At 34.1% G+C, this 25,687-nt stretch carries 27 protein-coding genes and 1 pseudogene; 8 read left to right on the top strand and 20 right to left on the bottom strand.

The genetic code is table 11. From position 1 onward, the window contains the following. Positions 1 to 62: 62 nt before the first annotated feature. From B2745_RS15655 to B2745_RS15630, 6 genes are all read right to left on the bottom strand, one after another. Complete coding sequence (locus tag B2745_RS15655) at positions 63 to 767, bottom strand: 3'-5' exonuclease (RefSeq protein ID WP_304068588.1); 705 nt, start codon at positions 765 to 767, stop codon at positions 63 to 65. A gap of 228 nt (positions 768 to 995) precedes the next feature. Further along, positions 996 to 1,403, bottom strand: a complete 408-nt coding sequence (locus tag B2745_RS15650) for a hypothetical protein (protein WP_304068586.1) — start codon at positions 1,401 to 1,403, stop codon at positions 996 to 998. A 1-nt stretch (position 1,404) separates the two neighbouring features. Next, on the bottom strand, positions 1,405 to 3,966 hold the full coding sequence (topA, locus tag B2745_RS15645; protein ID WP_304068583.1) for a type I DNA topoisomerase: 2,562 nt from the start codon (positions 3,964 to 3,966) through the stop codon (positions 1,405 to 1,407). A gap of 99 nt (positions 3,967 to 4,065) precedes the next feature. Beyond that, positions 4,066 to 4,740, bottom strand: coding sequence for a hypothetical protein (locus B2745_RS15640; RefSeq protein WP_304068580.1), 675 nt, complete (start codon positions 4,738 to 4,740; stop codon positions 4,066 to 4,068). A gap of 18 nt (positions 4,741 to 4,758) precedes the next feature. Further along, positions 4,759 to 5,847 (bottom strand): tRNA 2-thiouridine(34) synthase MnmA, encoded by a 1,089-nt coding sequence (gene mnmA / locus B2745_RS15635; protein ID WP_304068577.1) that lies wholly within the window; start codon positions 5,845 to 5,847, stop codon positions 4,759 to 4,761. A 190-nt stretch (positions 5,848 to 6,037) separates the two neighbouring features. Further along, positions 6,038 to 6,217: a hypothetical protein gene (locus B2745_RS15630; RefSeq protein WP_304068573.1), complete on the bottom strand. Its 180-nt coding sequence runs from the start codon at positions 6,215 to 6,217 to the stop codon at positions 6,038 to 6,040. A 177-nt stretch (positions 6,218 to 6,394) separates the two neighbouring features. Here B2745_RS15630 and B2745_RS15625 point away from each other — a divergent pair, with 177 nt between their 5' ends. Together B2745_RS15625 and B2745_RS15620 are read left to right on the top strand one after the other, a co-directional pair. Continuing rightward, positions 6,395 to 7,414, top strand: a complete 1,020-nt coding sequence (locus B2745_RS15625; protein ID WP_304068572.1) for a Gfo/Idh/MocA family protein — start codon at positions 6,395 to 6,397, stop codon at positions 7,412 to 7,414. Continuing rightward, positions 7,386 to 7,829, top strand: coding sequence for a carbohydrate-binding family 9-like protein (locus tag B2745_RS15620; protein WP_304068569.1), 444 nt, complete (start codon positions 7,386 to 7,388; stop codon positions 7,827 to 7,829). Before B2745_RS15625 ends, B2745_RS15620 begins: the two co-directional genes overlap by 29 nt. A gap of 60 nt (positions 7,830 to 7,889) precedes the next feature. On the opposite strand, the gene B2745_RS15615 is transcribed toward B2745_RS15620, so the two are convergent. The 3 genes from B2745_RS15615 to B2745_RS15605 all read right to left on the bottom strand — a co-directional run bounded on the left by B2745_RS15615 (position 7,890) and on the right by B2745_RS15605 (position 12,820). Then, positions 7,890 to 9,728 carry a UbiD family decarboxylase gene (locus B2745_RS15615; RefSeq protein WP_304068566.1) on the bottom strand — a complete coding sequence of 613 codons (1,839 nt, stop codon included), beginning with the start codon at positions 9,726 to 9,728 and terminating at the stop codon, positions 7,890 to 7,892. Positions 9,729 to 10,117: 389 nt separating this feature from the next. Beyond that, positions 10,118 to 11,107: a 3-dehydro-L-gulonate 2-dehydrogenase gene (yiaK, locus tag B2745_RS15610; protein ID WP_304068562.1), complete on the bottom strand. Its 990-nt coding sequence runs from the start codon at positions 11,105 to 11,107 to the stop codon at positions 10,118 to 10,120. A 90-nt stretch (positions 11,108 to 11,197) separates the two neighbouring features. Further along, on the bottom strand, positions 11,198 to 12,820 hold the full coding sequence (locus B2745_RS15605) for an ABC-F family ATP-binding cassette domain-containing protein (RefSeq protein ID WP_304068559.1): 1,623 nt from the start codon (positions 12,818 to 12,820) through the stop codon (positions 11,198 to 11,200). Positions 12,821 to 12,890: 70 nt separating this feature from the next. On the opposite strand from B2745_RS15605, the gene B2745_RS15600 reads away from it, so the two are divergent. Next, the gene (locus B2745_RS15600) at positions 12,891 to 13,454 is read left to right on the top strand and encodes a hypothetical protein (protein WP_304068556.1); all 564 of its coding nucleotides are present in this window, start codon (positions 12,891 to 12,893) and stop codon (positions 13,452 to 13,454) included. A gap of 36 nt (positions 13,455 to 13,490) precedes the next feature. Here B2745_RS15600 and B2745_RS15595 read toward each other — a convergent pair whose 3' ends face one another. From B2745_RS15595 to B2745_RS15575, 5 genes are all read right to left on the bottom strand, one after another. Next, positions 13,491 to 14,282 (bottom strand): DUF3050 domain-containing protein, encoded by a 792-nt coding sequence (locus tag B2745_RS15595; RefSeq protein ID WP_304068554.1) that lies wholly within the window; start codon positions 14,280 to 14,282, stop codon positions 13,491 to 13,493. A 78-nt stretch (positions 14,283 to 14,360) separates the two neighbouring features. Continuing rightward, positions 14,361 to 14,651 (bottom strand): DUF3817 domain-containing protein, encoded by a 291-nt coding sequence (locus tag B2745_RS15590; protein WP_304068552.1) that lies wholly within the window; start codon positions 14,649 to 14,651, stop codon positions 14,361 to 14,363. 1 nt (position 14,652) lies between these two features. After that, positions 14,653 to 15,030, bottom strand: coding sequence for a hypothetical protein (locus B2745_RS15585; protein WP_304068549.1), 378 nt, complete (start codon positions 15,028 to 15,030; stop codon positions 14,653 to 14,655). Between the two features lies 1 nt (position 15,031). After that, a complete protein-coding gene (locus tag B2745_RS15580; protein WP_304068547.1) occupies positions 15,032 to 16,381 on the bottom strand; it encodes an MATE family efflux transporter in 1,350 nt (449 codons plus the stop codon). Positions 16,382 to 16,393: 12 nt separating this feature from the next. After that, positions 16,394 to 17,029, bottom strand: coding sequence for an RNA-binding domain-containing protein (locus B2745_RS15575; protein WP_304068544.1), 636 nt, complete (start codon positions 17,027 to 17,029; stop codon positions 16,394 to 16,396). Between B2745_RS15575 and B2745_RS17020 the strand changes: the two genes are divergently transcribed. Beyond that, entirely contained in the window at positions 17,012 to 17,158 is a 147-nt protein-coding gene (locus B2745_RS17020) for a hypothetical protein (RefSeq protein ID WP_414691940.1), read from the top strand. The genes B2745_RS15575 and B2745_RS17020 overlap by 18 nt on opposite strands. Here B2745_RS17020 and B2745_RS15570 read toward each other — a convergent pair. From B2745_RS15570 to B2745_RS15560, 3 genes and pseudogenes are all read right to left on the bottom strand, one after another. Then, positions 17,088 to 17,474 (bottom strand): annotated as a pseudogene (locus tag B2745_RS15570) (GNAT family N-acetyltransferase); the annotation flags it as partial. The gene B2745_RS17020 and the pseudogene B2745_RS15570 overlap by 71 nt on opposite strands. Positions 17,475 to 17,495: 21 nt before the next feature. Continuing rightward, positions 17,496 to 17,981 carry a DUF4442 domain-containing protein gene (locus tag B2745_RS15565; RefSeq protein ID WP_304068539.1) on the bottom strand — a complete coding sequence of 162 codons (486 nt, stop codon included), beginning with the start codon at positions 17,979 to 17,981 and terminating at the stop codon, positions 17,496 to 17,498. A 73-nt stretch (positions 17,982 to 18,054) separates the two neighbouring features. After that, positions 18,055 to 18,573 carry a hypothetical protein gene (locus B2745_RS15560; RefSeq protein ID WP_304068537.1) on the bottom strand — a complete coding sequence of 173 codons (519 nt, stop codon included), beginning with the start codon at positions 18,571 to 18,573 and terminating at the stop codon, positions 18,055 to 18,057. 64 nt (positions 18,574 to 18,637) lie between these two features. Here B2745_RS15560 and B2745_RS15555 point away from each other — a divergent pair, with 64 nt between their 5' ends. The 4 genes from B2745_RS15555 (at position 18,638) to rpmA (ending at position 21,385) form a co-directional block, all read left to right on the top strand. Then, the gene (locus B2745_RS15555; RefSeq protein WP_304068534.1) at positions 18,638 to 20,017 is read left to right on the top strand and encodes a dicarboxylate/amino acid:cation symporter; all 1,380 of its coding nucleotides are present in this window, start codon (positions 18,638 to 18,640) and stop codon (positions 20,015 to 20,017) included. After that, complete coding sequence (locus tag B2745_RS15550) at positions 20,014 to 20,514, top strand: hypothetical protein (RefSeq protein ID WP_304068531.1); 501 nt, start codon at positions 20,014 to 20,016, stop codon at positions 20,512 to 20,514. The genes B2745_RS15555 and B2745_RS15550 overlap by 4 nt, the downstream gene beginning before the upstream one ends. Before the next feature lie 90 nt (positions 20,515 to 20,604). After that, positions 20,605 to 20,916 carry a 50S ribosomal protein L21 gene (rplU, locus tag B2745_RS15545; protein WP_026903110.1) on the top strand — a complete coding sequence of 104 codons (312 nt, stop codon included), beginning with the start codon at positions 20,605 to 20,607 and terminating at the stop codon, positions 20,914 to 20,916. Between the two features lie 52 nt (positions 20,917 to 20,968). After that, positions 20,969 to 21,385: a 50S ribosomal protein L27 gene (gene rpmA / locus B2745_RS15540; protein WP_304068528.1), complete on the top strand. Its 417-nt coding sequence runs from the start codon at positions 20,969 to 20,971 to the stop codon at positions 21,383 to 21,385. Between the two features lie 122 nt (positions 21,386 to 21,507). Here the strand turns inward: rpmA and B2745_RS15535 are convergent, their stop codons facing one another. From B2745_RS15535 to B2745_RS15525, 3 genes are all read right to left on the bottom strand, one after another. Next, on the bottom strand, positions 21,508 to 22,911 hold the full coding sequence (locus B2745_RS15535) for an energy transducer TonB (RefSeq protein ID WP_304068526.1): 1,404 nt from the start codon (positions 22,909 to 22,911) through the stop codon (positions 21,508 to 21,510). Between the two features lie 98 nt (positions 22,912 to 23,009). Continuing rightward, on the bottom strand, positions 23,010 to 24,881 hold the full coding sequence (locus B2745_RS15530) for an LTA synthase family protein (protein WP_304068523.1): 1,872 nt from the start codon (positions 24,879 to 24,881) through the stop codon (positions 23,010 to 23,012). 58 nt (positions 24,882 to 24,939) lie between these two features. Further along, positions 24,940 to 25,611, bottom strand: a complete 672-nt coding sequence (locus tag B2745_RS15525) for a hypothetical protein (RefSeq protein ID WP_026903114.1) — start codon at positions 25,609 to 25,611, stop codon at positions 24,940 to 24,942. Positions 25,612 to 25,687: the final 76 nt, after the last annotated feature.

The following is a 25,687-nucleotide window of genomic DNA, read 5'->3' as shown; positions in this document are numbered from 1 at the left end:
ATGCCTAAAGGTTATCATTTTTTCCGAATTTATAAACCTTAACCAGCTTGCATTTTAAAATTCTATATTACAATTGTAATATGCTCATCTTTTACCATTTCCAAACCTTTAAATTTTTGTAGTAAGCGAGCAGTTGTAATCACATCTTTTTGGCAATAAGTACTTATCCGTTCTAAATTTTTCTCATTCCAATAAACATCGCCAACCATGCTGCCATCTATATCGTCTTTTGGTGTAGGGATATTGAATATTGCAGCTAAAAGTGCAAGTGAAGTATAATTCTTATAGTCGCCAAATTTCCATAGTTCTAAAGTATCTAAATGGTTTATTTCCCAAGGCTTTTTTCCTGCAATTTGAAGTTGAGTGGGTATGGTAAGTCCGTTAATAAGCATTCTTCTGCATAAATATGGGAAATCAAACTCTTTACCATTATGGGCGCAAAGGATTAAATTACTAGGCTGATTATTTAAGAGGTTGATGAAATCTTTTAAAATTTCTATTTCATCATCACAACAAAAAGATTTAACACGTAACTGTGAATCTGATTTGAAAATACCTACCGATATACAGATAATCTTACCAAACTCGGCCCAAATACCGGCTCTTTGATAAAATTCGGCAGGACTTTCGTCTTGCTTACGCTGAAAATAGGTTTTTTTATCCCAAAGTATCTGTAGATTTTCAGGTAATTCATGAAAGTTTGGATATTGAGGAACCGTTTCTATATCTAAAACTAAAATGCTTTGTAAATCTAATTGTGCTAACATAGGGTTTATTGTTTTTACGAAAATAAAAAAATCCCGGATTAAGAACTAAACCGGGATGTAGCCAATTAAATAAAGAGGAGAGAGTATCGGTTTAAACCGATGTCATCAATTCATCATTGATACACGCAAGTAACAATAATTTTGGTTAAGAGGATTAAGCCCAATGGTTAATCTATTCAGTTCAATTGTTAATTTTTGTAAAAGTAGGGGTAATGTAGAGGGGAAGCTTTATACGCCAATCATTACACCGGGCATATTTAGTAAAGGGATTTTAATAAAGTTAGATTCTACAATGCTTTCTGGTAAAAAGATGAATTTTTTATCAAAAATATCTCGCCCTAAATAGTAAGAAAGCCAATATTCATTATTTAAACCAAAAACTTCTTCGTCTATCATTTCAATTTTGGCAAAGCTTTTGGCCTCCAAAGTAGGAATCATGTGTCTTAAAACAGAAGTTTTAACTTCTTCGCCATTTCGTTCTCCGTAACCTTTAGAAGTTACTAAAATGGTTTCTATAGCCGTTTCTTTGAGGTTAATTAAGTAAACTCCCCATGATTTTGCATGAGGAGTTTCATTTTCTAACACTACTGCAATAAAAATATCTTCGACCAGATTTTCTGGTAAATCTTTTTTCATATTACTTTTTTTTCGCTACTACTTTCTTTGCAGGAGCTTTTTTAGTAACTTTTTTTGTTTTTGGCTCAAAAGCGTCTGGTATTTGCTCGGTAATAAGTTTTTTTACATCCTCTAAAGAAATAGCTGCTAAATCTTCTGCGGTAAATTTCTGGTTGGTAGCAGCGTTTTTTCCAAGCTTTAACATTTGTTTACCAAAGCGGATGAATGGGCCCCATCTACCATTTTCAATGGCAATTTTATCGCTTTCCCATTGCTGTATGTAACGGTTAGCTTCTTTTTCCATTTTGGCGCTAATCAGCTCTTCAATATCTTGCTGACTTAAGTTATCAAAATTATACCTTACCGGGATGTTGATATACAAATCATTCCATTTGATGAAGGGGCCAAATCTACCTTTGCCTTTGGTTACTGGAAGGTTTTTGTATTGCGCTACCGGAGCATCGGTATGTAGTTTTTCCTGAATAATGGCAATAGCTCTTTCTTGGTTTACCATTAATGGATCTTCATTTTTAGGTAACGATATAAAAGTTTCTCCCCATTTAACATAAGGGCCAAACCTGCCAACACCAACTGTAACTTCTTTACCTTCATAATCATCTAAAGAAAAAGGAAGTTTAAAGAGTTCTAAAGCATCTTTTAAAGTAAGAGTTTCCACAGATTGTGCTTTTAACAAGCTAGCGTAACGAGGCTTTTCTTCATCCTCTGCTTCGCCAATTTGTACCATAGGGCCAAACTTACCAATTCTGGTATAAACGTTTTTACCTGTAGCGGGGTCTGTTCCTAAAAGACGTTCGCCACTAGCTCTATCAGCATTTTTTAAAGTATCTTCAACTTCTGTATGGAAAGGCTGGTAAAAATTGTGAAGCATTTTAGTCCACTCTTTTAAGCCATTAGCAATTTCATCAAATTGTTTCTCTACTGATGCTGTAAAGTTGAAATCAACAATATCTTTAAAATGCTCTACCAAAAAGTCGTTTACTACTGCACCAATATCAGTAGGAAAAAGCTTTCCTTTTTCTGTTCCGGTAACTTCAGATTTGGTAGCATTAACAATTTTATCGTTTTTAAGGGTATAAACACCATAACTTCTGCTTTTTCCTTCTCGGTCTTCTCTAACTACGTAACCTCGGTTTTGTATAGTAGAGATGGTAGGTGCATAAGTTGATGGTCGGCCAATACCCAATTCTTCTAGTTTCTTTACTAAAGAAGCCTCGGTATATCTTGCCGGTGGCCTGCTGAAGCGCTCTGTAGCATTCATTTCTACCAATTCTAAGTTTTGATTCACACTTAGAGGAGGCAAAATGGCATTGTTATCATCTTCTAAATGAGCATCGCTTTCTTCGTCTTCAGATTCTAAGTATACTTTTAAGAAACCATCAAATTTCATTACCTCGCCATTAGCGGTTAAGTCCTCTTTACGAGTAGAGATATTGATTTTAGCTGTAGTTTTTTCAAACTGCGCTTCGCTCATTTGAGAGGCAATGGCTCTTTTCCAAATCAATTCATACAAACGTTTTTCGCTGGCATCACCATCAATACTATGCCATTCAAAATGGGTAGGTCTGATAGCTTCGTGAGCTTCCTGCGCTCCGGCAGATTTTGTTTTAAACGTTCTTTTATGATGGTATTTATTGCCATAAGCACTGTTAATTTCTCTTTCTGCGGCTTCAATAGCAGTATCAGAAAGGTTAACAGAGTCGGTTCTCATGTACGTGATTTTTCCGGTTTCATATAGTTTCTGAGCCACTGTCATGGTTCTGGAAACAGAAAAACCTAATTTTCTACTAGCTTCTTGCTGTAGGGTAGAGGTGGTAAATGGCGGGGCCGGATTTCTTTTGGTTGGCTTGGTATCTAAAGAATTAACTTTAAAACTAGCGCCAATGCAGTCTTTTAAAAACTGTTCTGCTTCCTCTTTATTGGCATAACGCTGTGGCAGTTCTGCTCTAAAAATTTCTTTTACTTTACCTGTGGAGAAAATGGCAATAATCTTATAAGCAGATTCTGCCGTAAAATGATTGATTTCTCTTTCTCTATCAACAATTAACCTTACCGCTACAGATTGCACCCTACCAGCAGAAAGGGAAGGCTTAACTTTTTTCCAAAGTACAGGAGAAAGCTCAAAACCTACTAAACGGTCTAAAACACGCCTAGCTTGTTGCGCATTAACTAAGTTATAGTTAATGGTTCTTGGATTTTCTATAGCTTTTAAGATAGCTGGTTTGGTAATCTCGTGAAAAACAATACGTTTGGTGTTGCTTTCTTTTAAGCCTAACGAGTCATACAAATGCCATGCAATAGCTTCTCCCTCGCGGTCTTCATCGGATGCTAGCCAAATCATTTCTGCTTCTTTTGCTAACTTCTTCAGCTCGGCTACTACCTGTTTTTTATCGGCAGGAATTTCATAGTGCTGTTTAAAATCGTTATCAACTTCAATCGCTCCATCATCTTTTTTTAAATCACGGATGTGGCCATAGCTGGATTTCACCAGAAAGTCTTTACCTAAATATCCTTCTATCGTTTTGGCTTTCGCCGGAGACTCTACAATCAGTAAGTTTTTCGCCATTAAAAATTGATTTTACCGCAAATAAAGGATAATATATTTTTTATCCCAAAAAAAAGGGATTAAAAACGTATTAAATTATTTAAGCAACAAGATTTTTTGCTAATTGTTGGCTCTCAATTTAAAAGAATATATAAAGCCGTTTAAAATTCTTCCTGAGGAAATATCTTTCTCAATCTTCTTAACTTCTTTATAAATTAAGCCGATGTCTTTAGCATAAGTCTCTATAGCAAAATCTTCTTCTATGAGGTTGTTTTCATCTATTTGAGTTATTGAAAGCGTTGTAGGGTAATTGGTTCCGTTTACTTCTTTGGCTACTTCAAAATCTGTAATGGTATAGCTTTGCTCGCCTATATTATTTCTGCTGTTACCATTCCATTGTGCGCCAAATTCTGGTGGAAAAATAAGTCTCACAAAAGTTTGGTTATCTAAGGTTTCTTCTGCTGCTCTGATACTTTTACTTCTGGCTATGGTTTTCTGAAAAACCCAAGTGTTGCTATTGTTTTCTTTTTTATAGCGTTCTAATCTAAAAATAGTATCCCCGCTAAGACCGATAAAAAAATCGGCAATAGAATCTTTAATTTGAAACTGAAAGTTGGTTACCGAGTTGTTAAAGTTATTATAATGGGTAGAATCTACATCATAAACCCAAACTTTAGATTTTGCTAACGGATAATATTCGTATTGAAAAGATTTAGGAACAGCATTTTTTTCTTTGGTACAACTTAAAGAAAGTATCACCAAAAATGTTAAAATTACCTGACCTAATTTTTTCATGCAACTAATTTAATAGAATTACATTAAAAAACCACCTCCTAGTAAATCATTACCTTCATAAAAAACTGCTGATTGCCCCGGTGCAATACCAGAAACAGCATGATGGAAGTTTACTTTCATGATATTACCCTCTTGGTGGATATGGCTAAAAGTGCCAGCATCTTTATATCTGATCTTCGTAATAGCTTCTAAAGGCTCTGGGATAGCCGCATATTTAACTAAATTTAAATTTCTTACGCTGGCTTCTGTTTTTTGTAGTTCTTCTTCCTCGCCCAAAACAACGGTATTACTTTCTGGTAGAATTTGGGTAACGTACATAGGTTTACCAAAAGCAAGGCCCAAACCTTTTCTTTGCCCAATGGTGTAAAAAGGATAGCCTTTATGTTTGCCTACTTTGGTGCCATCTGTTAAAACAAAATCGCCACCATCTACTTCTTGTTCCAGTTCTGGTACACGGTGTTTTAAAAATGCTCTGTAATCATTGTCAGGAACGAAGCAAATCTCATAGCTTTCGCCTTTCTTAGCCAATTCTTCTTGGCCCATATCTAAGGCCATTTGTCTAATTTCTGCTTTGGTAAAAGAACCTAGCGGGAATTTAGTACGAGCTAAATTTTCTTGAGAAACACCCCATAATACGTAAGATTGATCTTTATTTTCATCTTTCCCTTTAGAAATTACATATCTTCCATTCTCTTGAAGACGAATATTAGCATAGTGGCCTGTTGCTATGAATTCGCAATCTAGTTTATCAGCTCTTTTTAATAAAGCTTCCCATTTGATATGTGTGTTACAAAGTACGCAAGGGTTAGGTGTACGGCCAGCCAGATATTCATCTACAAAATTATCAATTACAAAATCTCCAAACTCGTTTCTGATATCTAAAATGTAATGCGGAAAACCATATCCTACGGCTAAAGATCTTGCATCATTAATAGAATCTAAACTGCAACAGCCAGTTTCTTTAGAATTGGCACCAGAAGAAGCATAATCCCAGGTTTTCATGGTTAAGCCAATCACCTCATATCCTTGTTCATGCAGCATTACTGCAGCAACAGAACTATCCACACCACCACTCATCGCCACTAATATTCTTCCGTGTTTACTCATATCTTTTGATTTATGGCTACAAAGATAATTTTTTATTTTTTGATGAGTGGGATGTGAGACGTCAGTAGGATGTAAAGTAATCCATATACTTATATTTATGTAGGTTTTAAATTTATACAGATAATAATGAGTAAATTATTTTGTAAGAAATGAGTTAACCAATTTACATAGCTGAGGTTAAAGTGTTTCTTTATTTAAACAGTTCACTAATATCAGCAAAACCTGTCCAGCCTTTAGAGGTAGCACCATACCTTGCAAAAGAGCCCATTACTACAGTTCTTTTAACTTGGGTTGTTTTATTTTCTTTTATCAGGATGTTATCAGTGTGTATATCAAAGTTTTTAGCTAATATTTCTCTTTTATCAGCCATTTTACCGTTGTTTAAAAGCTCTGCTTCGGCTGCTGTTAGCAGGTAGTTTTTCTGCTTGGGGTTGTATCCGTAATTTATTATACTTCTTATGCTTTAATTTTTAAAAATTATTAACATATTAAGGAGCTTTATAATTAATTTACGAAATTATTAGCTATAAATTTAAAATATAGGGATATGAAACACCAATATAACAGAAGAAAATTTATTGAAATGGCAGCCGTAGCAGGTACTAGCATAGGTTTATCAGGAGTATTAAATCCTGTGATGGCTAAAGCTCCTTTACAGAAAGGTAAAAGGGTAGGTATCATAGGTTTAGATACCTCACATGCTGTAGCCTTTACAAAAACATTAAATGCAGCAGACACAGCAGGTGTTTATTTAGGTTATAAAGTAGTAGCTGCGTACCCTCAAGGTAGTTTAGATATTAAAAGTAGCATAGAACGTGTACCTGGTTATATAGAAGAGGTTAAAAAACTAGGTGTAGAAATTGTTTCATCTATTGATGAATTATTAAAGAAAGTTGATGTTGTTTTGCTAGAAACCAATGATGGTAGAAGACATTTAGAACAAGCTTTACCTGTTTTAAAGGCTGGTAAACGTATGTTTATTGATAAGCCTATTGCTGCTTCTCTAGCAGATGCTATGGCTATTTTTAAGGCTTCAGAAAAATATAAAACTCCAATATTTTCATCCTCATCATTAAGGTATATGGATGGTTTAGAAGAGGCCAGAAATGGAAAATTTGGTAAAGTATTAGGTGCTCAAACTTATAGTCCTTCTCCTTTAGAACCTACGCATCCTGATTTCTTTTGGTATGGTATACATGGTGTAGAAATGCTCTTTACTATTATGGGAACAGGCTGTAAATCGGTATCCAGAGTACATACCACAGATACCGATTTAGTTGTTGGGCTTTGGGAAGGTAACAGAATCGGAACTTTCAGAGGTTTAAGATCGGGTAAAAAAGATTATGGCATCACTGTTTTTGGAGAGAATGATATTGTTGAGCTTAATAATTTTAAAGGTTATAATCCTCTATTACAAAAGATTGTTAGATTTTTTGAAACTGGTAAGGCACCGGTAAATCCAAAAGAAACATTAGAAATTTGCGCTTTTATTGAGGCCGCAGATGAGAGTAAGAAAAATAACGGTGCATCAGTAAATATTGAAGCTGTTTTTAATAAGGTTAAATAAAAATACTCATGTTCATCTAGATAATTGTGTAGAATGTTTTATATCTTTTTTAGATGATAAAAATTACTATAACCTAGAGTTTAATTGTTTAGGTAGTGTAAAAGTAGGTTACGGAGCTGGTAGAGCTAATAGGGAATTGTTATCAGAACAAATATTAAAATCTATAAAAACGCATATTACACTTCAACATGATAAGATGTTAAATGAATTTAATTGGGAGATATTGGTTGTAGTCCCGATTAATGTTTTTATGTTTTCCCATTTAAAAACTTTAAAGGGATTATCGGCGAAAGCCAATTTTTATAAATGTGGCGATGATTTACCAAAACCTGATTATCTTTCGTGGACACTTATACAAACAAGTGAACCAGATTTTCATCAACCACAGTTTTTTGGAACACTTATTTTTGAATAATAGTTATAAATAGCTAAAAGAGCATTTATGAAGCTCTAAACTTGAGCCTTTAAAACTTAATCAGCCAATTTTATATAAACTTCCTCCTTTATCCCATAACCTGTTAATTTTCTTTTCCACCTCAGGATTTTGAACGAGTGGAGGAGCATGATGAGGTTTTATTCTTGCATCAATAACGATAGGACCATGACATCCCCAATGTTTATGCTCTACAAAGCTATTGATACCATAAATATCATGCGAAGGATTGCTTCTGGTAAAACTTACCCAAACAAAATTGTGAGGTGTTTTAGCAGTAAACTCAGCATCATCACATAAAATTATAAGTCCTAAACCATTGAGGTCCTGTGTTTTTAAGTAGTCGTTTAAAATTTGAGTTTCTTCCTCAGCTTTATTATAAGCCGTAAAAGTTGGTGCTTGTATGGCTACTACACCTGGCATTACCATCTTAAATCCCGAGTATAGATTTGGGATGCTAAAATTTGCCGGAATTTCTTTCCATAATTTACGTTTTACTTCCCCAGCAATGGCAATAGCTACCTTAGATCCTGCATTAATGTCTGTTCCGCTATAATCAAGGGTGTCAATAGTGGTTTTGGTATAAAAATGTAAATCGCGGGTAAAATCTATCCTTTCTAAAACATGCTGTATAAAGGCAGGAATATCATGAATATCTAAATCCGGATTATCTTCCTTAGCACATATAAATAAATATTTAGCTAAGCTGAGTTGGTTTTTACCTAAAATATGATTGGCTATAGTTAATATTTCCTGAGGTTTACGCTCTTTCAAATAGGGTGTATAGCGCTCGCTTCCTAAAGCAAAAAGTAAAGGATGAACCCCTGCAGCATCTACCGCGTTTACTGCATGTAAACCGGGTACTTCTTGCGGAATAGCTGCTCCGGTAATTTCATGAATAAGCGCACCAAAACTGGTGTCTTCTTGTGGCGGTCTTCCTACAACAGTAAAGCTCCAGATGGCATCTTTTCTATGATAAACCTGATGCACTTTCATTAAAGGGAAAGGATGCGTTAAGCTATAATAGCCTAAATGGTCTCCAAATGGTCCTTCAGGTTTGTTTTCTTGAGGATAAACGGTTCCAGTAATCACAAAGTCTGCATCAGCAGAAATACAAAAACCTTCTTCATCATAAAAATACCTGAACCTACGATTTCCTAAAGCACCGGCAAAAGTCATTTCAGATAAACCTTCTGGTAAAGGCATTACAGCAGCTAAAGGATGTGCCGGTGGTCCGCCAACAAAAATACTCACTTTTAAAGGTTTACCTAAGGCGTTTGCTTTAGTTTGATGTACCCCGATGCCTCGGTGTAATTGGTAATGTAAGCCAATTTCCTTATCGGTGATGTATTCGTTTCCACTTAATTGTATACGATACATTCCCAAATTAGCATTCATAATACCTGGTTTGGTAATATCTTCTGTATATACTTGTGGCATAGTCACAAAAGGACCGCCATCCATTGGCCAATTTACAATTGGAGGGATGTCAGAAATTTTAGCTCTACCATAATTGATAGGACTATTTTTACTGGTTTTCATGGGTAAGGCAGAAAGTGCTGTTAAAGAAACATCCAAGTATTTAAAAGGTGCTTTTAAAGCTCTCATAGGGTCTCCTTTTAAATCCACTAATATTTTAAGCTTTTCAAGGGTATCTCTAAACATAAACTTACTGCGCTCTAGCGTTCCAAAAAGGTTAGATACGGCAGGAAATTTACTTCCTTTAATATTTTCGAAATATAGTGCTGGTCCTTGTTGTTCGTAAACACGATGATGAATAGCCGCGGCTTCTAAATAGGGGTCTATTTCTTCTTTAATCCTTACTAAATGTCCGTTACGTTCTAAATCGTTTACGCAGTCTCTTAAACTATGATATCCCATGATAAGCAAATATCATGATTATGGATTTTGTTTTAAGGAAAAGATTAATTTTTTGGTGAAATTATAGTTTATTAGATATGAGTGCCTTTTAAAATTTTATTGCATGATGATTTAATCATTGGAGCAGGACACAGCAGGTTGCAAGCCGTTTTTGATTCTTATAATTTTGGATTTCCTTATGCAAAAAATGTTATCTCATTTTGCGTAATTTAAAATTGGTTTAATAAGAGTGGCTCCCGCTACTAATAAAGGTCGTTTTTTAAACGACCTTTATTTTTGATTTAGAAATATAGCCATCATTTCTTCTTGCTTTTAAAAATAATGGGTTAAAAAATCACTCATTTAAATCACGCTGTTTGATGAATTTTTTAAGGTAACTTTATTTTAGATTAAGCATTCAATAATTTATTCCACATTTGTTCATCAACTGGGATACCTTTCTCGGTGTTTTCTTTTCTGATTTGAAGTGTCCTTTCCCCAGGATAATAGATTTCTTGCCTTTCAACGGTTTCTGCTGATTTGGTGTAAGCTACAATTTCATCGATAATATTTTGGCTGTTTGGAAATAGCTTGGTATCTATACACATATAAACTTGTGAAATGCCTGTTTCTTTCTCGCTTTCCGTAATCTTAGCAGTAGAAGAGCCTCCGCTTAAAATGCTTACCAACAAATCAAGCATGATACTTAATCCAGAGCCTTTCCACATACCAACAGGTAAAGTTCTTCTGGTTTTATATATTGCTGATGGATTTTTAGTTAGCTCGCCATCAGTATCATAACCGCCAAAATAGGGTAGTTCTTGTCCTTTAAGTTTGTATTCTTGTAGCTTACCATAAGAGAATTGCGACATCGCCATGTCTAAGACAATATGTCCCTTTGGGTGTGGTACAGCAATAATAAGCGGATTATTACCAATCGTTGGTTTTTTTGCACCCCAAGGAGGCATAATAGCAATGGTATTGGTAAAACTGATGCTGATACAACCAGCTTCTGCCGCTTGCCAGCCGTAAGTGCCGCCACGCATCCAGTGGTTGGTGTTTTTTAATGCTATACAAGCTAAACCATTTTCTTTAGCAACATCAATTGCTCTTTGCATACAAAAACTAGCGTTTAGCATCCCTGGTCCAAAATTACCATCCCATTGTTCTAATAAACCATGTTTGGCTATTTGCATAGGCTCAGCATCAACATTTACTAAACCTTGTTTTACATAGTCTGCAAAAACTTCAAACCTGTTTAAACCATGAGAATAAACACCATCTAAACTGTTATTGGTGAAAATTTTAGCGCAGGCTTGTGCCTTATCATCTTTAAAACCAAGTTTTTTTAATACCCTAACAAATTCCTGATAAAGTTCTTGATAGCTTACTCTTTTCATGTTTTAAAATTAATATTTTAATCCTCCTTAAAAAAATAAAACCCGATTGTTATTTCTAGCAATCGGGTTTATCAATATCAAAATTGAAGCCTATTTATAAAGTGCTTCTTTTTGTTCTTTTATGGTTTCATTGCTGATGTATTCATCGTAGCTCATCAATTTATCAAGACTACCTTTTGGCGTTATCTCAACAATTCTGTTAGCTACGGTTTGGGTTAACTCATGATCTCGAGAGGTAAATAAGATAACACCTTTAAAATCAACCATACCGTTGTTTAATGCGGTGATAGATTCTAAGTCTAAGTGGTTAGTTGGTTCGTCCATCATCAAAACATTGGCACCTTCTAACATCATTTTAGAAAACATACAACGCATTTTTTCTCCTCCAGATAATACGCTACATTTTTTCAAAACTTCTTCACCAGAAAACAACATTCTACCTAAGAAACCTCGCACAAAAGTTTCGTCTTTATCAGCTAAAGAATACTCTCTTAACCAGTCGATAAGATTTTCTGTTTTACCATCAAAAAATCCGTGGTTATCATTAGGTAAATAAGCAGGAACTACGGTAACACCCCATTTAAATTCACCTTTAAAGTCTTTATCGTTACCAGAAATGATATCATAAAAAGCATTGGTAGCCAAAGAGTTCTGAGAAAGAATAGCAATTTTATCTCCTTTATTTACCGAGAAGCTAACATCTTTAAATAAAACCTCGCCATTAACAACTTTAGTGAGATTTTCTACTTGTAAAACTTGGTCGCCAAGCTCTCTTTGCATCTGGTTAAACATAATGCCAGGATACTTTCTGCTTGATGGTTTAATTTCATCAATATTAATTTTTTCTAATGCTTTTTTACGGCTGGTAGCTTGTTTAGATTTTGAAGCATTGGCAGAGAAACGTCTGATAAATTCTTGTAACTCCTTCACTTTATCTTCCATTTTCTTGTTCTGGTCTGAACGTTGTTTTAAAGCCAACTGAGAAGACTCGTACCAGAAAGAGTAGTTACCTGTAAAGATATTCATCTTACCAAAATCTATATCCACAATGTGTGTACAAACCGTATCTAAGAAGTGTCTATCGTGAGAAACAACCAATACAATATTCTGATAATCAGCTAAGAAATCTTCTAACCAAGCAATGGTTTCAATATCCAAATCGTTGGTTGGCTCATCCAGAATCAAAATATCTGGGTTACCAAATAAAGCTTGGGCTAGTAAAACCCTTACTTTCTCGTTACCATCAAGCTCCTTTAATAGCTTGTAGTGTTTATCTTCAGTAATACCTAAGTTACTCAATAGGGTAGCAGCGTCATTTTCTGCATTCCAACCATTCATTTCTGCAAAAAGGTTTTCTAACTCTCCGGCTCTTACACCATCAGCATCAGAAAAATCTTCCTTCATATAAATGGCGTCTTTTTCTTTCATGATATCGTACAGCTCTTTATGTCCTTGCAGTACGGTTTCTATTACCGAAAAATCATCAAAAGCATAATGATTTTGATTTAAAACGGCCATACGTTCGCCCGGAGTGAAACTTACAGAACCGCTGGTTGGATCAACTTCGCCAGCTAGTATTTTCATAAAAGTCGACTTTCCAGCTCCGTTAGCACCAATTACACCGTAGCAATTGCCATGTGTAAACTTGAGGTTAACATCTTCAAAAAGTGTGCGTTTTCCAAAACGTAATGATAAATTAGAAACAGTAATCATGTAAAAATCCTTATTTTGCGCAAAGGTAAGGTTTATCTATGATAAATAAGGCTGGCTTTTATATTAATTGATGGATAAAGAACAATTAACCAACTTTTTAAAGCATCATTATCATAAAGAAAAAACTATTGATTTAGCCTTACAGGTTAAAAATGGTTTTATCTTGATAGATGATGTTTTAGCATTGTGTTTCCATCAAGATAAACAAATAGCTTTTAGAGCCGCTTGGTTATTAGAGTATGCAGAAATTACTGCTCCTGATGTTTTTAAGCCACAAGTTTACCATTTTCTAGCACTTTATAAAACTACGGATAACGCTAGTGTACAAAGGCATTTTTCTAAAATAGGAATGCGATTGGTACATCCGCATTGGTGTGATTTTTACCATTTAAGTACGCAAGATTTAAGCAATTTGTTAGAGCCATCTTTTGATTGGTTGATAAACCCAAAAATACCTGTTGCTGTAAAATGTAATTGTTTAGATATTATTTATGCCCTTTCTGATAAGCATGATTGGACTTTAGAAGAGTTGAAAGTTGTTTTGCAGGATTTTTTAACATCTTCTTCTCCGGCTTTAATTTCTAGAGCGAAAAGAGTTTTGTATAAGATAAAAAGGAAAGAGCAGAGGGCTTAAAAATAAGAAGCTCTACACTTTCCTTTATCAAAATATTTAAGCAGTTAATACTTGTTTTTTAGCCAAAAGTTCGTGATAAACACCATCCCAAAGTTGTATACGTTTTTGTAATGATGCGATAGTTGCTGCTTTAGCTTCTTGCCAATACAGTTCGTTATCTCCACACAAATTAGCTGTCATTTGTAAGGCTAAATGGCTATGGTGATCGCCATCAACTTCTATATGACGCTCTAAATAATACTTAAAAATAGAGATATTATCTGGGAATTGTTTGTTGATGTCGTTAATGATAGACATAAACATTCCCGGTATTAAATCTTCACGGCCAAAGGTGAAAATAGCTGATTGTAAATGACTTTTCTGGCTAGCAATAGTTTCAAAAGTGAAATTTACAAAAGCTTTAGCTGCTTCAGGAGTATTTGCTACATCAAAAGCTTGGTTTAAATTTTTGCCACTTTTAAGAGCATTAATAAAAGTATTGATTTGGTTTACATCGGCACCGCATTGTTGCATGGCATCTAAGTAAATTTCAAAATGGCTTTTACGAACGCCATTCATATCAACATCTGATTCTTCGCCCACTACAATTTCATTAATAAGAAAACGAGTATCAGCATCGCCAACCGGAAACCAAGGTGTTGTAACGCATGTAAGGTTATTTTGTAGTGTTTTTAAAAGCGACATAAAATCCCATACGGCATAAACATGGTATTGCATGAATAGCTTTAAATCATCTAAATCTTTAATGAGATGATAAACCTTATGATTGATGATTTCTTGTCTTAAAGGCTCTATTTCTTCTTGAATTTTTTGAATTTGATGTTGCATTTTTTTAATGATTAAGATTTGCTCATGATCAGTTTGAAAAACGAGAGTAAGTAAATATTGGTTTTTTGATTAAGTGATTTACCACTTAGAAAACCATTTTTTCTCGGCATAGAAGGTACCAAAAGGTACTAAGGAGACAAGAAAAGCTAAGGTCATTTGCCAAAGTTTCCATTTTAAGATATAGCTAACTCTTAATAAAAGAAGGATATAAAGCATAAAAAGTACACCATGTGCCATACCTACTACATAATTGGGTTGTGGCATAGCAAACTGGTATTTTAAAATCATGGTAAAGCCTAGTAAAATATAAGACCATCCTTCTAAAATGGCTATAGCTCTAAATTGTTGGAGAGGCGTTTTAAACTGCATATTATAATTGTTCTGAAACTCTTTTGAAAATAAAGGCGCTTAATCTTTTATTAATTTCTGATGTGTTTTGTAAATAAAAATCTAACTCCTCTGATGTTAGAAATCCTGCAATCACACCAAATAACAATGTTTTTAATTGGATGTTTGACTTTAAAGCTTGCTGCAAAAGCTTAACTTTATCTAAGCTTTGCTGCTGTGAAAAATTCTTATAGTTTTTCTGTAAGAAATCTACACAAATACGAGCTAAAACATCGTTTTGGAGTTTTAAAACGGCTCTCAAGGTGAAGTTTTGGAATCTGCTTAAATCTTCTATAATGCTTTCAGGGTTTTCAATAGCAATAGCAGGTCTGTTATCTAACAGAAATTTGTCTCGGTTCATTTTAAATTAATTTTTTAGAAAGCTTTTGAAAACGTAAAAACAATAGAATACTGGCCACTAATAAGCCCAAAGTAAGACCTATCCAAATACCACTTACGCCAAAATCTAGCGTTATACCTAAGTAATAACCTACTGGTAAGCCAAACACCCAATAGGCCATAAAAGTAATAAGGGTAGGTAAATTTACATCGCCCATACCTCTTAAAATACCTAAGCCAACTACCTGTGCGCCATCAAATAATTGGAAAATAGCAGCTATTAATAATAAACCTGCAGCAATTTCTATAACAGCGGTATCTTTAGAATAAAAAGCAGGTAAAATATTGTTAAGCCCCATAAACAGGGCTGCGGTTATCGTCATAAAAATCAAAACAATATGGTAACTACTTATTGCTGATAGGCGTAGATAATAGAAATCGTTCTTGCCAAAATTATTACCGGTTTTAATGGTGGCTGCAGCCGATATTCCGCTTGCCATCATATAAGTTGTTGCAGCTAAATTAATAGCAACTTGGTGTGCCGCTTGTTCTACAGCGCCAATAGTCCCTATTAAAATGGCTGCTCCGCTAAAAGCACTCACCTCAAAAGTATATTGCATGGCTGTTGGTGCGCCTTGTTTAAATATTCTTTTCAGTCTTATTTTATCGATGAAATTCCAAACAAAGTTTTTCAGGTATTTTCTAAAATGAACCGACTTAAACACATAAATCACCATGACAATGGCCATAATACTTCTATCTATAAGTGTGCTGTAGCCAACACCTTTAACGCCCATTGGACTAATGCCAAATAAGCCTTTCACGAAGATAATCCCTAAAATAATATTGATGACATTTCCCCAGATAGAAATCATCATAGCTTGTTTGGTAAAACCTAATCCCTCAGCAAACTGCTTAAATGTTAAAAAAATCATTAACGGAATAACCGATAAACCCAGCAAATTAAGATAGGGCTTGGCGTGATAAACAACCTCTGGAGACTGGTCTAAATGATCAATAAACAATACCGAACCAAAGTATATGAAACAAAACAAGGCTATGCCAGTAAAGATATTGATGATTAAGCTGTTACTTAAGAGCTTGCCACATTCTTCAAAGTTGTTTTTACCATTTTCTTGAGCTACTAAAGGTGTTAAGCCATAAGAAATTCCTATACCTAATACCATAATAATCATGAATATGCTATTCACCAATGAAACGGCAGCTAGGGGTATAGTGCCAGCAAATTGCCCTACAATAATACTATCTGCGGTATGTACTAAAGTATGGCCCAGCTGAGAAATAACAACTGGAATAGCCAGCGTTAAATTCTCTTTATAATGTGGTTTGTATTTATAATAAATTCTTTTCATGATGTAAACCTCTTAAGAGGCCGTATAAAATTCTTCTTTTTCTGTAGTATGCACCCTAATAACGCCAGATAGAATAAGATTTACCATAATTCTTGATGCTCTTCTTCTAGAGATATTAAGCATTTGGGCATATTCTTTTAGGGTGATACGCTCGTTTTGTTCTAAATACTCTAAAAGTGCTTTTTCTTTAGAAGAGTAAGCAATCATAACACCTTCCTCATCTTGTTGTTTACGTAAAACGTCTACAACAATTTTACTCGCTAATACGCTTTTATCTTTAACCCTAATATAAACCCACCATTTTTGGTCTTCGCCAAGTGCATAATGTGGCTTGGTATCGCTTGAGGCGATAGAAACTACCAGAACCAATTTATCATCAACGTAAACTTCCTCAAAAATGGGTTCTAGCATGGGTTTTGAATAAAAAGTACAGGCCTTTTCAATCATGTACTTTTCTTCATCTTCTGCCTTAACGCCTTTAATGGTTCCATCATCTGCAACGCCAATAAGTAGCTTACCACCTTTGTTATTGGCAAAAGAAACCATTGTTTTGGCGATTTTTTCGCAGGAAGTAATCGTTCTTTTAAAATCCAAAGCTACACCTTCGCCTTCAAAAATCAGTTGCTTAATATGGTAGGGCCTCAGCATATTAGTTGTTTTGATAAGGAGTTAAAATCTCTAAAAATCTATCTGCCGATTTTAAAGGTTCAAAACCAAATTGTTGATATAAACCATGCGCATCTAAAGTTGCCAAAAGCCAGCGTTTTATTCCATTAAAGTCATCATGATTTAAAATATTTTGTACCAGCCATTTGGATAAACCTTGCTTTCTATAAGCTGGTAACACAAATACATCGGCTACATAAGCAAAGGTACTTTCATCAGTAATTAAACGAGCAAAACCTATTTGTTTTTGCTCATGATAAAGTCCGTAACAGATAGAATGCTGTATCGCTTTTGCTAAACGTTCTTTGCTGATGCCTTTTGCCCAATAAGATTCTTGGCTCAGGAAATTGTATATCACCTCAAAATCTAACAAAGATTTATCTGTAGAAATGCTGAAACCTTTTTTTATGAAGGCATCATCATTCATAAACGTTTTTATGATTCCCATTTAATAAGCTATTGTGTGATGTTCTCCCTGATATAAATTTCTAACGTAAACCTCATTACTTACTACCGCACAAACTTCTCCTTTTTTATTGGTAATAGATATAGGTAATGCTTTTACAAATTTACCTACTGTTTTAAGCTGATGTTCTGCCTCTGCAATATCTTCATCAGAGATAGAAATCTTAAAATACAAATGGGTATTGCCAGGTTTTAAATATTGTATGTGTGCACTTTTAAGCCAAACCCTGGTTTTATAGCCTTTTTTTCTGAAAATCTGATCGAAAAGTAAAGCGTAAAAAGGGTCTGAAGCGCTAAAAATAGTTCCTCCAAAAATGGTTTTATTGTAGTTGGTGTTAAAAATGCTTTTTAAGATTTTTACCTCTACCGATTTAAAATCGCTACTAAACTTTTGTACCCAAATCCTTTGAAAGAATAAGGGTGGGTAAAATCTGAGTGCCCACTTTAAAGTTTTTGGAGATACTTTCATGAAGCATAAATATCTATAATATAAATAGTACCCTAAAATTTAGCCTGCTTTATGAGCTAAATTTTACAAAGCCTTATTGGATGTCTTGCATGCTAAAGTAGCTACGCTGAGTTTTAACTTCTGCAATTAAAGCATCAAACTCTTGTTGATAATCAAACTGTAAATCTTCATCTAGCTTAGGAATAAGCTTATAAATTCTTTTTAATTGTCTGTGTAGTAATCCGATAAGCGGTTTATGAGTGGTATGGCATATACCAGCATTTAAAAATAGTTGACAAAAATGTATGCTAATGTCAAGCTCGAAAACTTTAACACCTATAAATTTAATATGCTTATTCATGATTCTGATGGTTTTTCTTAAAACCTTAGTACAGGTATAATCAGAATAGGGGAGTTTCTTGAAATCTTCGTCTAACAACTTTTTTACATCTTCAACATAGTCATCTGCTCGCTCTCCAAAAAAGAGTAGAAAATTTAATAATTCTTTATTCTCTGTCTTGTACTTTGCTAATCTCAAACAATATTCTGCTAAAACCTCTTTAGGTAATTCTTGTAGCTCTTTTCTTATCAGATTTAATTTTGGGGCTTCCATCAGGATATGCTTTTGTGCTGTAAGCCAAAATAGTTACTTTTGTTGAATTCCCAACAAGCAATGCATGAAATTTAAAGCAAGTACTTTATTTACGCTCATCAGTATTTTTGTAGCGGCACTTCTCACTTTATTAAATCATTATCAAATAGCAACTATAGACAGCCAAATTCTTATTGGCTTTAGGTGGTTGGCCATTACAGGTTTGTTTTTATATGGTTTGAGGAAAAAATCTTTAACATCATGGATATTAATATCTATGGTAGTAGGGGCCGAGATTGGAAATGATTTTCCTCATATCGGGATGGAATTACAGGTTTTAAGTAAGGTGTTCTTGAAAATGATTAAAACCATTGTAGCGCCTTTATTATTTGCCACACTAGTTTTCGGTATTGCTGGTCACTCAGATTTAAAACAAGTGGGCAGGATGGGTTGGAAATCTTTGGTTTATTTTGAGGTTGTTACCACCATTGCGCTATTTTTAGGTTTAGCAGCTATCAATATTTCCAAAGCAGGTGTGGGCATTGGGAATCCTCCAGGTGTTGCAGAAGAGCTCCCTAAAGTAGAGGCTCAAACTACTTCAGATATTATCTTGCATATTTTCCCAGAAAACGTTGCCAAGTCTGTAGCAGAAGGTCAGGTATTGCAAATTGTAGTATTTAGTATTCTGTTTGGTATTGCCTTAGCGATGGTAAGGGAAGATAAACGTCAGCCTATGTTAAAGTTTACAGAAAGCTTATCAGAAGTGATGTTTAAATTCACCAATTTAGTAATGTATTTCGCTCCAATAGGGGTTGGTGCAGCCATAGCTTATACCGTTGGTCACATGGGCTTAGGTATTTTGGTGAATTTATTCCAATTACTAGCTACTTTGTATGTTGCCTTAATTGTTTTCTTATTAGGAGTTTTATTACCAATAGCGCTAATAGTAGGTGTTCCTATTAAAAAGTTTTTAAAAGCTATTGCCGAGCCTGTTTCTATTGCCTTTGCTACTACAAGTTCAGAAGCGGCTTTACCAAGGGCTATGGAAGCCATGGAACGTATTGGTGTACCACGTAAAATTGTTGCCTTTGTAATGCCTACGGGTTATAGTTTTAATCTGGATGGAACTACGCTTTATTTATCTTTAGCAGCTATATTTGTGGCGCAAGCCGCCGGGATGGAGTTTAGTTTTGGACAGCAGCTGGTCATCGTTTTTACTTTAATGCTAACCAGTAAAGGCGTTGCAGGTGTACCAAGGGCTTCTTTGGTGATATTATTAGGTACAGCAGCTTCTTTTGGGATGCCTGTTTGGCCAATATTTATCATTTTAGGTATAGATGAACTGATGGATATGGCCCGTACATCGGTTAACGTGATAGGAAACTGCTTAGCTACCGTAGTGATAGCGAAATGGGAAGGCGAGTTTGATGAAAATGCAAATAACGAAGAGATAACCACGATATGAGTAACAAATCAAAAAAAATATTCTTAGCATTAAGTATTGTAGTGCCCTTTCTTTTATACTGTGTTTTTTACTACAGTAAAATGATTAGTAATGCGCCTTATAAATATTCAGAGTTTACTTCTATCACTTTAAAAGCAGGTTTAGGAGGAAATTACGAGAAGACTTTTAACTCTAAAACTCAAGATTTTCAATATGTTGATGTAAACGATTCATTAATAAAAACGAAGGTTCGTTTAAATAAAGATGATTTACTTTTCTTACACAGAAAAGCTGCTGAACTAGGTTTTTGGGATTGGCCAGAGCAAATGATAGGCGATAAAACTGGTAAAGCGCCTCGTTATTATTTGGAGTATGAATACCAGCGTAAGAAAAAGTTTATGGAGATTGATGCCGAGTATAATGAGAATACAAAATTAAGAGATGCTGCTTTACAATTGGCTAAAACTGTAGATCAAGCTATTTTGGATGCTCAAGACCGAGAAAGTAAGGCAAAATAACAGGAAAAATTAATTGTTTTATAGCTTGTATTAAATAATTATATCCGTATATTTGCACCTCATTTTTAAAACAAAATAAATTATTTAACCATGTACGCAATAGTAAATATAGCAGGACAGCAATTCAAAGTTGCTAAAGACCAGCATCTTTTTGTACACAGATTACAAGGTGATGAAGGCGCTAGTATTGAATTTGACAATGTGTTATTAGTTGAAAACGAAGGTAAATTTACCGTAGGTACACCTGCAGTAAAAGGAGCAAAAGTTTCTGCTAAAATCGTGTCTCATTTAAAAGGTGATAAAGTAATCGTTTTCCACAAGAAAAGAAGAAAAGGATACAAAAAGAAAAACGGACACCGTCAGTTCTTCACTAAAATCCAGATTGATAGCATTACGATATAATTAATTAGGTAACAAAACGTTAAACATCGTTTAGCAAAAAAGATATAAAACCATGGCACATAAGAAAGGAGCCGGTAGCTCTAACAACGGTAGAGAATCACAAAGTAAGCGTTTAGGTATTAAAATTTTTGGCGGACAAGCTGCTATTGCAGGAAATATCATCGTTCGTCAACGTGGTACTAAACACCATCCTGAGAAAAACGTAGGAATGGGTAAAGACCATACTTTGTTTGCTTTAATTGATGGTAAAGTAGTTTTCAGAAAGAAAGCAGACAACAAATCTTATGTTTCTGTAGTTCCTTTTGAGGTTGCTGCACCAGTTGTAGAAGATAAACCAGCAAAAAAGGCTGCTGCACCTAAAGCAGAAGTAGCTGTTGAAGCTGCCGCAGAAGAGCCTAAAGCAGAGAAAAAAGTTGCTGCTAAAAAAGCACCAGCAAAAAAAGCTGATAAAGCAGAAGACGCAGAATAATCATATTCTCAAAATATAACAAAGCCTGTTAGATGTTCTAGCAGGCTTTTTTGTTTAGATATATGTAATAAATTTGATTTCTATAAATTTTATAAAGAGATAATTTATGTAATTAGTCTATTTTACTCACTTCTTTGAAACAAGATTGGAATTGTAAATGAGACTCTTACCGGGCGTCCATTTTGAATTCCTGGTTCCCAGTTAGGTGATAGTTTTAACACTCTAATTGCTTCTTCACTCAAACCACCTTCTAAACCTCTTAGTATTTTAATATCTGTTAATGAACCGTCTTTTTCCACAACAAAGTTTACAATTACTCTTCCTTGTATGTTGTTTTTGTGAGCAACTTCAGGGTAAATTATATTTTTTTTCAAGAAATTACCAAAAGAGACATCGCCGCCTGGGAATCTAGGGAGTTGTTCAACGTTAGTGAAGATTTCTTCGGATTCATTTTTAAGAAGCGGTGGATTATTCTTTAGAGGTATACCGATTTTGAAATTTGACATAATACCTCTTGGTTTTACAGAATATTCGGTCATTCGCTCAATTTGACTGAGTGTTCTTTTATCACTCCAAGAATATGTGGCAGCTATTTGACCTGTTGTTGGGAAATTAATTATTATAGTGGAACTACTTTCGTTATCGTAATCTTGTTTTGAACCAGAAAAATTAAAAATTTTTCCCATTCCATTTCCGTATGACTCATCAATACCTGATAGCACTACAAATTGACGAGTATAAGATTCCCAATTAGAAATTAAAGATTTTACCACGGTGATAGATGATTGTTTCTGCATATAAAAAACAGATGGCTGATCTTTGTAAATTATTTTAATAGGGAATATTTGCTTATTATAGGATTTATAATTCTCAACTTCGGATGTATTAAGAGATAATACTGAAAGTGCTTTCTTAAAATAGTTGGCACAAAAATCAATATTTTTATTGCAAGTTGCAGTCACCTCTAATGGTATTTCCCAGTTCTTACTTTCGGCATCTAATGAGTTTGGATTACCATTTTTAATTTTGTAGTCAAAGGAAATTTGCATGGTTTCATGAAGTAATTCTACCAGTTTTTTTAACGCACTAATTTCTGCTTGCTCACTCAATAATTGCTTCTTTATGTTTAGTGCGAACATACTGCCATGCACATCAATCGCAATATCTTTCGCTTTTATAAAGCTAGAGAGTTTATCTAAAGAAATTATAGCTTTTAAGATAACACCCCAACTTCCATTAGGAAATTGCTCCTCATCTAGAATTTCGAACGATTTAATAATACCACTAGATAAAGAAGCCATTTGATTTATAGCCTGATCATTAAGTATTTCTTTTTTAGAGGGAATAAAAGTATCAACTATTTGTTTAGTGGCACTATGCAATGCGGCTTGCTTTGCATCTATCATACTATTTCCAATTCCTAAAGAAGTTATAGCAAGTTCTTTGTTAATTGTTTGGGCTTGAAGAACTGTTAATGAAAAAGCAATAGTTACAATTGTTAATAATGTTTTTTTATATCTATTCATATGAAAGTTGTGAAAACGATAAAACTTGTTATGTGGGTGTTTTTATAGAAACACATATATAATGTAAAGATAATTGTAAATATTAATTAAATTTCCCATCAATAATCCAAATAATCCTGATAAACGCTTTGCATCATCGCTTTGGCTTTTAATAAGAGTTCTTCCTGTTTTTTTGGATTTATCGTTTTAGGTTTTTGATAAATAATTGTTTGACTAATTGGATCATAAGAAATAGCTTGATTATCTTCTACTATACCAAATCCATTATCCCAGTTGTAAAAAGAAAAACCTTTGGTAGCTGTGTTAAGTAGGTTATTACTGTATTTATAAGCTTGTGTGTGTAAGTTTAGCTGCCCAAGTAAAGTTACCGCAATATCGGTTTGGTTGCCAATTTTATCAACTACTTTACCTTTGTATACAGTTTGTAATGCGCCGCCAAAAACCAATAAAGGGATATGATATCTTTCTGTCATATAGCTTTCGTAAATATTTTTTGGTAAACGATGACCGTGATCTGCTACAACAACAAACAGCGTATTATTGTACCAAGCTTCTTTTTTAGCTTCTTCAACAAAATTCAATAAGCACTCTGCGGTATAATGGCTAGTGCTTCTAAATTTATTTTCTATGCTCTGCTTACCAAAAGCGCCTTCTTTAGGGAGTTCAAAAGGTTCATGGTTACTTAAAGTTAAAAGGGTAGAGAAGAATGGTTGATTTTCATGATTTAAAAACTGAAGTTGTTTTTTGAAGGTAATTTCATCATAAGCACCCCATTTAGACGTTAAATCCTCACTATTAAAATCAGAAGCATCTTTTAATGTATGAATTTGGCTACTGATTAAGTAGGATTTAAAATTTGAAAATTCTGTATCACCACCATAAAAAAATGATGTGTTATAGCCTGCCTGTCTAAAAGATTTAATTAATGATGGAAGCTTTTCTTGTTTATCATTTTCTTTAATAATACTTCTAATAGCTTGCGAAGGAAAACCACTTAAAATGGCTATCAAACCTTTGTCTGTTCTATCACCAGATGCATAAATATTGCTAAATAATAAGCCTTCTTTTGCTAAAGCACTAAAGCCTGGAGTAATTTGTTCTTCTCCACCTAGTTCTTGTACAACATCAGCAGTAAAGCTTTCCAGAATAATTAAAACAACATTTGGTTTTTTTACACTTAATATAGGTAATGTATTTGTAGAGTTGGTTTTTGGATAAAGTTCTTTTAAAATAGCATCTTGTTTCGTTTGCTCTAAGTATTGATATGGATTTTTTTTATCTGCTTTTTTAATGTAATTAGAAAGTAAAAGCCAATCGGTATTAATGGCTGCATGGTTTAAGATAGGCTTATCGCTAAAATATACTTTACTTGGGTTCATAGGTGCTATTCCCCAACCACCTCTGATTGCTAAAAATGTTAAACCTAAAATCAATAAAGCTATAGGGAATTTTACTAGGAAATAAGATTTATCTAAATCTGGATTTTGCTTAAAAATGATTTTATTGCTGAGATAAAACCCAAACATACTTAGCGCAAAAACGATAAATAAACTACTAAAAAGAGGAGAAGAAGCCGCAGAAGCCATCGCTTCAGATGGAGATTCAAATAAGAAATCTATAGCTCTGGCATTAATTTTTGTTCCCCACTCGGTATAAATGTTAAAATCAATAGCAGTAATAACAGCAGTTAGAAAAGTAAAAACAAAAGTATAGTTGAGGATAACTTTTCCTTGTAAAGGTATTTTAGGAATTAACCAGCTGATGATAAATAGCACAAATGGTATAACTGATAAATAACCAGCCATCGATGCATCCATTTGCATACCGTATAGGAAGGCTAAGAAAATTTTATCGTTAGAAACATCATCTAATCGTTCTATATTCCAACCGAAGAATACCACACGATTAACCAGAAAAAAAACTATCCAGAAAAGGAAATACCTGATAAAAAAAGAAAGGCTTTTAAGCATGCTGCAAGTTAAATAACTTACATTTAGCCTAAAAGCCTTTTGTGAAATTTTAAGAAAATTATCTTCCAGACATGCTCATCAACTCTTCCATAGTCATTTGAGTATAACCTTCTGGAATTGTAAGATTTAAGCCTGTTACGCTTTCTGCTTTTAATTCTTTAAAGCTTAATTTTACTTTCATCCCATTCATGTTGGTAACAAAAACCAAAGGAGTACCTTCTATTTTGTCTTTAAAAGCTTGGGTAAAGCTATTGCTAGGTATTTCTAAATCTTTGGTTGTCCAAATTTCTATTTCATTACCGCTTTCCTTGTCTTTAGCGTTGTACTTAATGGCGTTGTATCCTGATATTGCTTTACTTTCTGTGGTTTTGGTAAACTCGTAATCTGGCATCATTTCTTTTTGTTTTTCATAATCTGCCTCTGTAAATTTTACCGCAATTTTTTGTTTAGCCATTGGAATGTCCATTAACATTAAACCCGTATTGGTTTTACTGTCCGAGGTCATTTGGTTGGTCATCATCCCTAAATCCATTACAAATTTACTTAGATTCTCTTTGTAGTAAATTTTATATTCTTTTGGAAGCATAGCAGCAGCCATTTGTTGGTCTGGTGGCAAATCATATTCTGCCGCATAGCTGATATAGCCTTCAGTAACTTTTTTTTGCGCTTGTGTAGCTAAAGATCCTAGGCAGATGAATGCGATAAGACCGAATGTTATCTTTTTTATCATAAATTTATTTTTATACTATGAAAGTAATGATTTTATTTTATCACCCATACACTTAGCTTTAAAATAAGTGTATTTA

Source organism: Pedobacter glucosidilyticus (assembly GCF_002483235.1).
GTDB classification, from domain to species: Bacteria; Bacteroidota; Bacteroidia; order Sphingobacteriales; family Sphingobacteriaceae; genus Pseudopedobacter; species Pseudopedobacter glucosidilyticum_B.
The sequence above is the reverse complement of the archived record's forward strand: the minus strand, read 5'-3'. Positions and strand labels throughout refer to the sequence as shown.